Here is a 12,552-nt window from a genome sequence, read left to right as displayed (position 1 = left end):
GGTTGAGTACCGGGCATTCATGGGAATACTGTAAATATATACAGCAATCCGCGAAACCCCGTGATGGACGACGAGACCGCCGCCTACGCCGAGCTCTACTGCCTGAGCAACTTCAGCTTCCGCCGCGGGGCCTCCCATCCCGGCGAGCTGATGACGCGCGCCGCCGAGCTGGGGTACACGGCCCTGGCGGTGACCGACGAGTGCTCCGTCGCCGGCGTGGTGCGGGCGCACATGGCCGCCCGGGAGACGGGGCTGGCGCTGATCGTCGGCAGCGAGTTCGTGCTCGAGGACGGCACCACGCTGGTGGTGCTCGCCCCCGACCGCCGTGCCTACGGCCAGCTGTGCGCGCTCATCAGCCTGGCGCGGAGCCTGGCCCCGAAGGGGGCCTACCGCCTGGGGCGCGCGGAGCTGGCCGGGGCGCTGCCGGACTGCCTCGCCATCCTGTGGGTGACCCCGGCGCTGACGGAGGAGACGGCGGCGTGGTTTGCCGGATGCTTCCCCGGCCGGGGCTGGCTCGGCGTGGGGGCCCTGCGCGACGGCTCGGACGCCGAACGGCTGCGTGTCAGCGCCCGGCTGTCCGCGGCCACCGGGGTACCGCGACTCGCCTGCGGCGGGGTGCTGATGCATCGCCGTGGCCGGCGAGCCCTCCAGGACACGCTCACCGCGATCCGCCTCGGCCGTCCGCTGGCCGAGCTCGGCACGGCCCTGGCCGGTAACGGCGAGCGCCACCTGCGTTCCCGCCGCGAGCTCGCGCGGCTGTTCCCGCGGCCCCTGCTGGAGGAGGGGGTCCGGGTGGCGGCGCGCTGCCGCTTCTCGCTCACGGAGCTGCGCTACGAGTACCCCGACGAGCTGACAGGGGAATACGCGACGCCCGGTGAACGGCTGCGCGCGCTGGTGGAGGCCGGACTGGCGGATCACTGGAAAGACGGCGTGCCCGGGGAGGTGCGCCGGCAGGTGGAGCACGAGCTCTCGGTCATCGCCGGCATGGGCTATGAGCCGTACTTCCTCACGGTCCACGACGTGGTGGAATTCGCCCGCCGCCGCGGCATCCTCTGCCAGGGGCGGGGCTCGGCGGCGAACTCCGTGGTCTGCTACTGCCTCGGCATCACCGCCGTGAACCCCACCCGTCAGCAGCTGTTATTCGAGCGTTTCATCTCCCCCGAGCGGGGCGAGCCGCCGGACATCGACGTGGACTTCGAGCACGAGCGCCGCGAGGAGGTGATCCAGTACATCTACCGCCGCTACGGTCGCGAGCGCGCGGCGCTGGCCGCCACGGTGATCACCTACCGCCCGCGCAGCGCCCTGCGCGACGTGGGCCGTGCGCTCGGTCTGGGCCAGGACCAGCTCGAGCGGCTGGCCGGTGCCATGCAGTGGTGGGACGGGGGCACCATCGGCGACGAGCGTGTGCGCGAGGCCGGCCTGGACCCCGAGAGCCCGGTGGTGCACCGGCTGATCGTGCTCGCCCGCGAGCTGCTGGGTTTCCCCCGTCACCTCTCCCAGCACGTGGGCGGGTTCGTGATCTCCCGCGGGCCGCTGGCGGAGCTGGTGCCCACGGAGAACGCCGCCATGGCCGGGCGCTCCGTGATCCAGTGGGACAAGGACGACCTGGAGGCCCTGGGACTGCTCAAGGTGGACTGCCTGTCGCTGGGCATGCTCACCGCGATCCGGCGCTGCTTCGAGCTCGTCGCGCGCCACCACGGCCGGTCCCTGGGCCTGGGCGACATCCCGGAGGGCGACCCGGCGGTCTACGACATGATCGGCCGGGCGGACACGGTGGGGGTGTTCCAGGTGGAGTCCCGGGCGCAGATGGCGATGCTCCCCCGCATGCGGCCGCAGACCTTCTACGACCTGGTGGTGGAGATCTCCATCGTCCGGCCGGGTCCCATCCAGGGCGACATGGTCCATCCCTATCTGCGCCGTCGCGAGGGGCTGGAGCCGGTGGACTACCCCAGCGAGGCGGTGCGCGAGGTGCTCGAACGTACCTACGGCGTGCCCATCTTCCAGGAGCAGGTCATGCAGCTTGCGGTGGTGGCCGCCGGCTTCACCCCCGGCGAGGCGGACGGACTGCGCCGGTCCATGGCCGCCTGGCGCCGCAAGGGTGGGCTCGGGCCGTTCCGCGAGCGGCTGGTGGAGGGCATGCGCGAGAGGGGGTATGACGTTGACTTCGCCGAGCGGGTGTTCCAGCAGATCCTGGGCTTCGGCGAGTACGGCTTCCCGGAGAGCCATGCGGCGAGCTTCGCGCTGCTGGTCTATGTCTCCGCCTGGCTCAAGCACCACTACCCCGCGGCGTTCACCGCGGCGCTGCTCAACAGCCAGCCCATGGGGTTCTACGGCCCCGCCCAGCTCGTGCGTGACGCCCGGGAGCACGGCGTGGGCGTGCGCCCGGTGGACGTGGCCGTCAGCGAGGCCGCCTGTACCCTGGAGCCGTCGCCGGACGACGGGCCGGCGCTGCAACTCGGGCTGAGCCTGGTGCGGGGGTTGTCCGCGGGCGGTATCGAGCAGCTGCTCACGGCCCGGCGCGGGTGTGCCTTCGATGACGTCACGGATCTCGCCCGGCGTGCCTCGCTGGAACGCCGGGATCTCAAGGCCCTGGCCGCGGCGGGGGCCCTGGCCGGGCTGGCCGGTCACCGCCGCCGGGCCCGCTGGGCGGTCCTCGGTGTGGAGCCGGAGCTGCCGGTGCTGCGGGGCACGGCGATCGAGGAGCCGGCCCCGGCGCTGGCGCCCCCCGGCGAGGGCGAGACCCTGGTGGCGGACTACGCCAGTACCGGCGTGAGCCTGGGCCGCCATCCCCTGGCCCTGCTGCGCCCGCACCTCGCCCGGCGGCGCTTCCGCACCGCCGCCGCGCTGCGGGAGGTCGGCCACGGCCGGCTGGTGCGGGGGGCCGGTCTCGTCATTACCCGCCAGCGGCCCGGCTCCGCCGGTGGGGTGACCTTTCTTACCCTGGAGGACGAGACCGGCGTGGTGAACGTCGTCGTCTGGCAGGCCACCGCCGAGCGTTTCCGTCGCGCCGTGGTCGGCGGGCGGCTGCTCGGCGTGATCGGCACCTGGGAGCGCCGGGGCGAGGTCATGCACCTCGTCGCCGGGCGCATCGAGGATCACTCCCGGCTCCTCGGGCGGCTGGTCACCCGCAGCCGGGATTTCGCCTAGCCCGCCGGGGTTGCCCCGCGGCTGCCACCCGGCGATACGGGCGCATGCTATCCCGGCTGGCCGTCCGCCCGCGGCGCGTTCAGCACCGGGGCATAGGCGACGACGAAGATCCCGAAGGAGGCGATCCAGGCCGCCCCCGCCAGGTGCAGGGCGCCGGTGGCACCAGTGGCGGCGGAGGTGAGTCGGGCGAGCACCGCCAGCGTGATCAGCGCGTAGATCGCGCGTCCCCCCGGGCGCAGCAGCAGCCCCCGGGCGGTGTGGGCGACGGCCACCCGCGTCATCACCCCGAGGATGAGCGTGCCGATGGCGCCGACGCCCAGGGCGTGGATCCAGGCCGCCGGCGGCACGGCGGGGACGAACGGGGTCAGGCCCTTGAGCAGCAGCGCCACCGGGATCCAGGCGTAGCCCAAGTGGAGGATCCACATCAGCGGATCGCCGACGGTGTGCCAGCCCCGCCAGCCGATCACCCGGGCCGCGTGCAGCGCCGCTGCGACGAGGGCGAGCACCGCGGTCACGCGGCTGCCGGGGGCGAGGGCGTCGGCAGCGAGCACGGCGACCAGCGCCAGCAGGGCCGCCCGGTCGAGCCGGGGCTGGCGGCGTATGAGCTCAGGGTCCCGTCCCTGACGCCGCAGCCAGTTGCCGGAGAATGCCGGTATGATCCGCCCGCCGATCACGGCCATGAGGATGGCGGTGAGATCAAGAGCGAGGTACTCCCCGGTGCGCGCCAGTCCCGGAGCGACCCCGGCCATGGCGAGGTGCAGGCACAGGTTGCCGAGGGCGAACACGGCCAGCACGGCCACCAGCGGCAGGTTGCGCCGGTTGCCGTGCCGCCAAAGCGTGCGCAGTGCCACCAGGGCCAGGGCCGGCAGGAAGGCGAGGTCGATGATGGCCGCCGGGACCACGGGTATGACGCCGCCGTACAGCGCCATCGCCAGCCGGCCGGCGAGCCACAGCGCCGCGAGGCCGAGCAGCCGGGCCCCGGTGGGCGGCGGAGCCCCCGTCCAGTTCGCCATCGCCGTGAGCAGGAAGCCGGCGACCGCGCCCGGCACCAGCCCGTAAAGCATCTCGTGGGCGTGCCACCACAGTGGCGAGGTCGCTGCCGGCAGCCGGATCGATCCGGTGAGCACACCGAGCCATACGGCGATGACCACGACCGCGAACAGCGCCGTCAGGAGAAAGAAGATCCGGAACGGATAGGCCAGTAGATGGGAGCGGGGCATGGGATCACCGACACGTTTTAAGATGTATCAAATATACCTTTTAAAGGCCGGTCTGAACACCACCGGCGATCCCGCCGGAGCGGGCTCAATGGCGGTGGGCCGAGATCGCGTAGGTGTCGCCCGAGGCGCTCTTGGCGCGATACATCGCCATGTCCGCGGCACGGATGAGGTTATGCCCGTCCTCGCCGTCCCCGGGAGCCAGCGCGATACCGATACTGGTGCCCACGCGGAAGGTATGGCCGTTCACTGTCACGGGGGAGTCCATGGCGTAGAGCAGCTTCTCGGCCACCGTCACCGCGTGCCGGAGCTCGCGGATGTCCTCCAGCACGATCGTGAACTCGTCGCCGCCCAGCCGGGCGACGAAGTCCCCGTCGCGCAGGGTGTTGCGCAGGGTGGTGGCGAAGTGGGCGAGCAGGCGGTCGCCGGTGTCGTGACCGTAGGCGTCGTTCACGCGCTTGAAGCCGTCGATGTCCAGGAACAGTACCGCCAGCATCCGGTCCGTGCGCCGGCGAGCGAGACTCAGTGCCAGGTGTTCCTCCAGCGCGGCGCGGTTGGGTACCCCGGTGAGCGGGTCGAAGTGTGCCAGGTAATCCAGGCGTTGCTCGGCGGCTTTCCAGCGGGTGACGTCGGTAATGGTGACGATGTTGTTACGGATGTTCGGTGCTTCACTGTCGCGGACGCCGATGACATTCACCCAGGCGACGAAGGTGCTGCCGTCCGGGCGCTGCGAGGCGATCTCGCCCTGCCAGCGCCGGCCCGCTGCCAGCGCCCGGTGCACCTCGCCGGCGAGCGCTTCGCTCCGTGCGGGGGCGAGGGCCCCGAGGATGTCGCTGCCGAGCAGCTCGCCGGCCCCGATACCGGTGATCTCCGTGACCGCGGCGTTGGCGCGCAGGACACGGTTGTCCGCGCCGGTGATCAGCAGGCCCTCGGCGGCGTTCTCGAAGATGCGGTCCGACAGGCGCAGGTCGTGCTCGAGGCGTTTGCGTTCGGTGATGTCGCGCAGGCTTGCGAGATAGCCCGTCCGTCCCTGCCAGGGAATGCCGGCTACCGCCATTTCCGCGACCCGGGGCGGCCGTTCCGGCGGCAGGACGTCGATCTCCGTGCGGGCGGCGGTCAGGGGAAAGCCGAATGGCGAGTGCACGAGTTCGTTGTGACCACGGCCGAACAGACGAAGCGCCGCGGGGTTGGCATAGCGGATGATCCCGTCGGGGTCGATCACCACCAGCGCGTCGCTGCTGTGCTCGACGACGCGGTGCAGCAGCTCCGGGCCGCCGTCGTCGGGGCCGGCGATGACCGGCGGCCCCCCGTCGATGCCCAGCGCCGGCGGCAGACCGGGAACCGGGCGCCGCGACGGTGAGTGGCCTGTCGGGATCTGGCAGTTCGGCATTGCTTGTTCTCCGCTGTCTCCCGGGGGCCCCCGGGATGCCGGCGGCGCCTGCTGCGCCGGTGCGTTATGCCACGCTTACGCGTGTCCCCGGCCCACGGGAATGAGGGCCAGGCTATGGAGGACCTGGTCGTGATCGGAGAGATCGCCGATGATTCGGCGCACCGGCGGCGGGAGCTCCTTGATGAGGGTGGGGGTCGCCACCACGTGCTCGTGCTCCGCGGCCTCCGGGTTTTCGATCACGTCGATGACCTCGAGCGCGTAGCGGCCGCCCAGGTCCTCCTGGCAGATCTGGCGCAGATCGGCGATCGCGCGCCGGGAGCGTGGCGTATGGCCGGCGATGAAGAGCCTGAGCAGGTAACCGGAGGCCATGGGTCGTCCCTGATGCGTGACCATGCGTCTGCGGGATGTCGACTACCTCACAGCGCGGTTTGGCGAAGCAACATAGCCGTGGCGGCGGGGACGGTCAAGCGCCCTGTCCCGGAAAACGGATGGGATGCCGGGGCCGGCGGGGGTTGCCGCGCCGGCCCCGGGGAGGGGGTCACCGGGGCTCGGTCGCCGGCTGTGCCGAATCTCCGTTGCCTTCCAGCCGGAGGTAGGCCTCGAGCTCGTCGCGTACCGCCGGGTCGAGATCCCCGGGGTGAGTGATGCGCATGTAGAACACGGTGAAGTAGACCACCTTCACCGACGTCACCAGGCGTTCGAACATGGCGCTGAACCCCTTGCACAGCCATATCGCCACCAGCGCCGGCAGCCAGTTGAAGTGCAGCGGCCCATCCGGCAGCCAGCCGGCCCCGAAGTCACCCAGCGCGGCACGCAGCGAGCCGGCGTAGAACGCGGACATCCCGTCACCGATCCACAGCCCCCAGAGTACGGCCACCACGGCGGCGAGGAGGTAGAGCGGCGCCACCAGCGTGCCCGCTGCGCGCGCGGCGAGATCGATGCCGAACACGCCCACCAGGCTCTCCGGTACGCGGTCGCGGAGGTCACGCATCTGCGAGATACCCTCGCGCACGCCCACGCCGTCCACCGCGATGGCGGGCAGCAGGTAGTGGTTGACCAGGTCCCAGACCTCGGTGAGACCGGCAAGCATGGCCGTTACCAGCCCCGAGATCAGCCCGGACTTCTCGCTGTTGCTGTTGCGGCGGGAGGCGACGAAGCCGAAGACCATGTCCAGCAGCGCCAGCCGGCGGTAGCCGTGTCGGCAACTACGGGCATGGGCCCGGGCCTCGGTGGACTCGGGGGACCGGCCCTGGACCGCCTCCGCCACCAGCCAGCTCTGCTGGATCTCCAGGCGGTTGTAGAAGAAGAACTTGTAGAAGAAGAGCACGACCGCGAGCACGAGGAGCAGCGTCCCCGTCCCGCCGCGGTCCACCGCGATCGCGGCGATGCCGGCGAAGAACACGGACACCATGACCGCCGCGTAAACCGCCATGTACACCCACGGCCGGACAATCCCGGGGTGGCGCCCTACGACAGCGAAGGTGTGCTTGAGCAGGTAGGCCAGTTGCCAGAGGCGTTCCCGGACGCCGGGTAGCTGCATGCGTTCCATTCCAGACTCCTCCCCGGGCCGGGAGCCTGCCCCCGGCGCCGCCCGTACCGTTTGACCCGGGGGGTGGAGTCACGGGCCGATGACCCGGACGGCGGTCCCGCCCCCGGGGACCTGTCCGGCAGTATCCGGCGCCGTCCTTACACCGGCCTTAATCAGGGGGGCGTGCTAGTGCTCGTCGCGGGCGCGTTCGCGGCCGGTGAGCGGGATCACGGCGACGTCGTAGAGCGGCTCCGGTTGCAGGGTGACGTGTTCGATACTGAAGCGTTCGCGCAGCAGCCGCTTCATGCCGTCGAGCTGCAGGGGCCAGTGCTCGAGGTCGCGGATGCGCACGTGGGCCGCGATGGCGTAGTGCCCGGAGGCGATCGTCCACACGTGCAGGTCGTGGACGCTCTCGACGCCGTCCACCGCCTGCAGCTGATGGCCGACCCGCTCGAGGTCGATGTGTCGCGGCACGCCCTCCATCACCACGTGGATCGCGTCGCGCAGCAGCCGCGAGGTGGAGATCAGGATCAGTGCCGAGATCACCAGCGAGAGAAGCGGGTCGATGGGGAACCAGCCGGTAAGGGCGATCACCAGTCCGCTCGCCAGCGCGGCGACGGAACCGAGCAGGTCGCCGAGCACGTGCAGGATGGCGCCCTGGGTGTTGAGGTTCTGCTCGCCGCCGTGTAGCACGCGCAGCACCACGACGTTCATGGCGAGCCCGATGGCCGCCACCACCAGGACCATGCCGCCCTGGACCTCGACCGGGTGGATCAGCCGCTGGACGGCCTCGTAGGCGATCCAGGCGACCACCACCAGCATGAAGCCCGCGTTCACCAGGGCGCCGACGATCTCGGCGCGCTGGAACCCGAAACTATGGCGCTCGCTTGGTGGTCGCTGGCTGAGGCGCGAGGCGAGGGCGCCGAGCCCCAGGGCGAGGGAGTCCGTCACCATGTGCCCGGCGTCGCCGATGAGCGCCAGCGAGCCGGACAACCAGCCGGCGACCAGCTCCACCAGGGCGAAGCCGCCGGTAAGCACGAGCCCGATGAGCAACGCCCGGCCGCTTGATGGGGTGTGGTCGTGATCGTGTCCGTGACCATGCCCGTGGTCATGGTCGTGCGTGTGATCGTGGGTCGTGTCGGTCATTTCAGAGCCTGTTCCCCGTCGCTGATGGATTGACGCATGTGAGCCGCACAAGCGGACCGGCTCAGCCGCGGGGTGGGGGCGTGGGCGGTGCGGTGACGAGACGCACCGGTACCGGCGTGTCCGTCGGTGGTGGGTGAACGGTGTTCGGGGATCTCGCCGGTGCGGCGCGTACCGGCAGTGCGGGGACGTGGCTCGCGATGTGACACACCGGCGTCGCGGTGACCACCTCCGGGTGGCCATGATCGTCCGCGCTCGGGGGATGCGGACCGATATCGGCGGCGTGTGCGGCCAGTGAGAGCGCGAGCGCGGCCACCAGCGCCGCGAGGGGCCGGCGCCAGGTGGTCGCGATTTGCCGCTGGGCATGGTTCATAATCCAAAGCCTAGACCTTATAGTACCTATAAGGTAAAGCCCGGGAGGCCGTACCGTGCACTACACCATCAGCGAGGCGGGGCGTCGGGCCGGGTGCCCGGCCGTGACCATCCGTTACTACGAGCGTATCGGGCTGCTGCCGCAGCCGGCCCGGGGGACGAACGGTTACCGCTATTATACCGGGGCGGACGTCGAGCGCCTGGCGTTCGTGGTCCGCGCCCGTGAGCTCGGCTTCGGGCTGAGCGATATCGGCGAGCTTCTGGCGCTCGCCGCGCATCACGACCAGCCGTGCCAGGCCGTGGACGAGAAGATCGCCGGCCAGCTCGCCGCGGTACGCGAGCGCATCGAGCAGCTCACCGCCCTGCAGGCGCGGCTGGAACGGCTTCAGGCGGCCTGCAACGGCCGTCACCCCATCGATCAGTGCGGCATCCTCGCCGCGCTCTCACCGGAGGCGACCACCGCCGGGCAGTGAGCCCGCCGGGCCAGGCTCAGCGCAGGGGTTCGCGGCTGCGGTCCTGCATCAGCCACAGTGCAGCGGCGGCGACGAGTGCGGCGACGACGAGATAGAGTCCCGGCGCCCCCTGGTAGCCGGTGGCCGACATCAGCCAGCTCGCCATCATCGGTGCGGTACCGCCGGCGACGCCGAGCCCCAGGTTGTAGGCCAGGGAGTAGCCGGTGAGCCGGTCCGCCACCGGGAACAGCTCCACCAGCATCGCCGGCGCGGAGCCCAGCGGCAGCGCGATCAGCAGTGCCAGGATCACCTGCGCGGCGATCAGGTCCGGCAGCCCCCGGGCGGCCAGCACCACCAGGGCCCAGCCGCACAGCGCGACCAGTACGAACGCACCGACCAGCAGGGTGCGTCGCCGCATGACATGGTCGGTGAGCCAGCCGCTCAGGGGGATGATCGGCATGGCGAGCGCCAGACCCAGCGAGTTCACCTGCAGCGCCACGTCGTTGCCGATGCCCCCGATCTCGCTGGCATAGGTGGGCAGGTAGACCAGCGGGATGTAGAACACGATGCCGTAGCCCGAGGCGAAGATCACCGCCAGTACCGTCTCCCGCAGGTTCTGTGTCAGCGCCTCGTGCAGCGGCGAGTCGTCCTCGTGTTGCGCCTGATGGTGTGTCATGTGCGGCGAGGAGTGGAGGTCGCGTACATAGAGATAGGCCAGCAGCGCGAACACGCCGCCGAGGATGAACGGTACCCGCCAGCCCCAGGCGTCGACGGCGCCCTGCGGCAGTAGCGTGCTCACCAGCGCGGCCAGCCCCGAGCCCACCAGGGTCCCGGCCAGGCTGCCGAAGTTCGCCCAGCTGCCGGAGAAGCCGCGCCGGTGCAACGGCGAGGTCTCCACCATGTAGGTCACCGAGCCGCTGAATTCGCCGCCCACGGACAGTCCCTGCAGCAGGCGCACCCCGACCAGCAGCACCGCCGCCCACAGCCCGGCGCTGGCATGGGTGGGCAGCAGCCCGAGCAGGGTGGTGGCCGTGCCCATCGTGATGATGGAGATCTTCAGCACCGCCGCCCGGCCGAGACGGTCGCCCACGTAGCCGAACACCACGCCGCCGATGGGCCGCATCACGAACCCCGCGGCGAATACGCCGAAGGTCGCGATCAGCGACGCCAGGTGGTTGTCCGACGGGAAGAAGAGCTGGGAGATCACCGGCGCGAAGAAGCCGTAGAGGGCGAAATCGTACCACTCCATGACATTGCCGATGGTCCCGCCGACGACCGTCTTCGGTGTATGCGCGCGACCGGTATAGGCCTTGGTACGCGTGGGTTTCTGTTGGGGTGTGTCGTCCCCGGCTGTCGAGGTCATTCGTTCTCCTTGTCGTGACACGTCGTGAGTGAATGTCCGCCCCCTTTTCCGGGCAGACCGGCGAACGCCGTCGCCCGTTCCTTCCGGCGGGCGCGGTCGCGGGGTCGTAACCTCGCCGGTGCCAAGCTGCGCCGCACCATAGGGGGCGGCGATGAAGTCATTGAAATCAGCGATTTGACGCTTATCCGCCCCGGAACTAGCGTTCTGATCAAACTATACGCCCCCGGCCGGAGACAGGGTGCCCGCCCCTGTGGACGGGGCACGGTGTGGAGGAGATGCATGCCGGAATACAGCGAATCACGCGCGGCGATCCTCGATGCGATCTGCCGACGCCATGCCGACGCACCCGGTGCGTTGCTGCCTATCCTCCACGAGGTGCAGGAGCGCCTCGGCCATATCCCGGGGGATGCCGTTGCCGGCGTCGCCGAACGGCTCAACCTCACCCGCGCCGAGGTCGACGGGGTGGTGGGGTTCTATACCGACTTCCGCCGCGAACCGGCCCCCGCGCGGGTGGTGAAGGTCTGCCGCGCCGAGGCCTGCCAGGCCGTGGGTGGTCGCGAGGTCTACCGCGCCGCGGTCGCCGCCGCCGAGGCCGCCGGCGGTACGGTGGAGGTGGAGGCGGTCTACTGCCTGGGCAACTGCGCCTGCAGTCCCGCCGGCCAGGTGGACGGCGAGACCCTGGGGCGGCTCGACACCGAGCGGGTGACCCGGCTGGTCGCAGGCACGGACGGGGAGGTGCCGGCATGAAGGTCTTCCTCTCCCGGGACAGCAGCGCGCAGTCCATCGGTGCCGAGGCCGTCGCCCGTGCCCTGGCCCGGGTGGCGGCGGAGCGCGGTGAGCCGCTGGAGCTGGTGCGCACGGGCTCGCGCGGGCTGTTCTGGCTCGAGCCCATGATCGAGATCGAGCGCGACGGCCGGCGCGAGGGCTTCGGCCCGGTCACCCCCGCGGACGTCCCCGGGCTCGTCGCCGCGCTGGCCGATGGCGGTACCCACCCCCTCCATCTGGGCCGCATCGAGGAGCTGCTTGCCGCCCAGGGGCAGCGCCGGATCAACTTCCGGCGCTGCGGCGTCGTCGACCCGGCGTCCTGGGAGGATTACGTGGTCACCGGCGGTACCCGGGGCCTGCGGGCCGCGCTGGAGATGGCGCCGGCGGACGTGGTGGAGGCGGTAACCGCCTCCGGGCTGCGCGGCCGCGGCGGTGCCGGCTTCCCCACCGGCGTGAAGTGGCGCACCACCCACGAGGCGACCGCCCCGCGCAAGGTCGTGGTCTGCAACGCCGACGAGGGCGACAGCGGCACCTTCGCCGACCGCATGCTCATGGAGGGCGATCCCCTCGCCCTCATCGAGGGCATGGCCATCGCCGCCGTCGCGGTGGGGGCGGAGGAGGGCTACATCTACCTGCGCTCCGAATACCCCCACGCCCGCGAGGCCCTGGAGCGGGCGATCGGGATCGCCTACGACAACGGCCTGCTCGGCGCGGACCTGCTCGGCTCCGGACGCCGCTTCGATATCGCCCTGCGCATGGGTGCCGGGGCCTACATCTGCGGCGAGGAGACCTCGCTGCTGGAGAGCCTCGAGGGCCGGCGCGGGGTGATCCGCTTCAAGCCGCCACTGCCGGCGGTGCAGGGCGCCTTCGGTGTACCCACGGTGGTGAACAACGTCATTACCCTGGCCACCGTGCCGGCGATCCTCGCCGACGGCGCCGAGGCCTACGCCGCCCTCGGCCACGGCAAGTCCCGCGGCACCCTCACCGTACAGCTGTGCGGCAACGTCCGCCGCCCCGGGCTCTACGAGGTGCCGTTCGGGGTGTCGCTGGCCCACGTCATCGACGAGCTCGGCGGCGGCACTGCCTCCGGGCGGCCGGTGCGCGCGGTGCAGGCCGGCGGCCCGCTGGGGGCCTACCTGCCGGCCCCGGCGCTGGACGTGCCGCTGGATTACGAG

Annotated in this window: 11 protein-coding genes; 4 read left to right on the top strand and 7 right to left on the bottom strand. The window is 71.2% G+C overall.

Annotated features, from left to right (window positions below):
- Nucleotides 1–63: 63 nt before the first annotated feature.
- Nucleotides 64–3,147, top strand: coding sequence for an error-prone DNA polymerase (locus ACEZHJ_RS02995; RefSeq protein WP_375036230.1), 3,084 nt, complete (start codon nt 64–66; stop codon nt 3,145–3,147).
- A 47-nt stretch (nt 3,148–3,194) separates the two neighbouring features.
- Here the strand turns inward: ACEZHJ_RS02995 and ACEZHJ_RS02990 are convergent, their stop codons facing one another.
- The 6 genes from ACEZHJ_RS02990 to ACEZHJ_RS02965 form a co-directional block, all read right to left on the bottom strand.
- A complete protein-coding gene (locus ACEZHJ_RS02990; RefSeq protein WP_018717716.1) occupies nt 3,195–4,367 on the bottom strand; it encodes an NnrS family protein in 1,173 nt (390 codons plus the stop codon).
- An 85-nt stretch (nt 4,368–4,452) separates the two neighbouring features.
- Nucleotides 4,453–5,754: a diguanylate cyclase domain-containing protein gene (locus ACEZHJ_RS02985; protein WP_018717717.1), complete on the bottom strand. Its 1,302-nt coding sequence runs from the start codon at nt 5,752–5,754 to the stop codon at nt 4,453–4,455.
- A 75-nt stretch (nt 5,755–5,829) separates the two neighbouring features.
- Nucleotides 5,830–6,123: a circadian clock KaiB family protein gene (locus tag ACEZHJ_RS02980; RefSeq protein ID WP_018717718.1), complete on the bottom strand. Its 294-nt coding sequence runs from the start codon at nt 6,121–6,123 to the stop codon at nt 5,830–5,832.
- Between the two features lie 169 nt (nt 6,124–6,292).
- Nucleotides 6,293–7,303, bottom strand: a complete 1,011-nt coding sequence (locus tag ACEZHJ_RS02975; RefSeq protein ID WP_018717719.1) for a hypothetical protein — start codon at nt 7,301–7,303, stop codon at nt 6,293–6,295.
- A 165-nt stretch (nt 7,304–7,468) separates the two neighbouring features.
- Entirely contained in the window at nt 7,469–8,428 is a 960-nt protein-coding gene (locus ACEZHJ_RS02970) for a cation diffusion facilitator family transporter (protein WP_375036229.1), read from the bottom strand.
- A gap of 61 nt (nt 8,429–8,489) precedes the next feature.
- Entirely contained in the window at nt 8,490–8,798 is a 309-nt protein-coding gene (locus ACEZHJ_RS02965) for a hypothetical protein (protein WP_259202017.1), read from the bottom strand.
- 55 nt (nt 8,799–8,853) lie between these two features.
- Here ACEZHJ_RS02965 and ACEZHJ_RS02960 point away from each other — a divergent pair, with 55 nt between their 5' ends.
- Nucleotides 8,854–9,270 carry a MerR family transcriptional regulator gene (locus tag ACEZHJ_RS02960; protein ID WP_018717721.1) on the top strand — a complete coding sequence of 139 codons (417 nt, stop codon included), beginning with the start codon at nt 8,854–8,856 and terminating at the stop codon, nt 9,268–9,270.
- Nucleotides 9,271–9,286: 16 nt separating this feature from the next.
- Here the strand turns inward: ACEZHJ_RS02960 and ACEZHJ_RS02955 are convergent, their stop codons facing one another.
- Nucleotides 9,287–10,612: an MFS transporter gene (locus ACEZHJ_RS02955; protein ID WP_259202016.1), complete on the bottom strand. Its 1,326-nt coding sequence runs from the start codon at nt 10,610–10,612 to the stop codon at nt 9,287–9,289.
- A 279-nt stretch (nt 10,613–10,891) separates the two neighbouring features.
- Between ACEZHJ_RS02955 and ACEZHJ_RS02950 the strand changes: the two genes are divergently transcribed.
- Together ACEZHJ_RS02950 and ACEZHJ_RS02945 are read left to right on the top strand one after the other, a co-directional pair.
- Nucleotides 10,892–11,359 (top strand): NAD(P)H-dependent oxidoreductase subunit E, encoded by a 468-nt coding sequence (locus ACEZHJ_RS02950; RefSeq protein ID WP_375036228.1) that lies wholly within the window; start codon nt 10,892–10,894, stop codon nt 11,357–11,359.
- Nucleotides 11,356–12,552, top strand: a 1,197-nt coding sequence (locus ACEZHJ_RS02945; protein ID WP_375036227.1) for a formate dehydrogenase beta subunit, incomplete at its 3' end; no start/stop codon positions are given. The genes ACEZHJ_RS02950 and ACEZHJ_RS02945, both read left to right, overlap by 4 nt.

Source organism: Arhodomonas sp. KWT2, assembly GCF_041949875.1.
Classification (GTDB): Bacteria; Pseudomonadota; Gammaproteobacteria; order Nitrococcales; family Nitrococcaceae; genus Arhodomonas; species Arhodomonas aquaeolei.
This window is presented reverse-complemented; position numbering and strand designations above follow the sequence as displayed.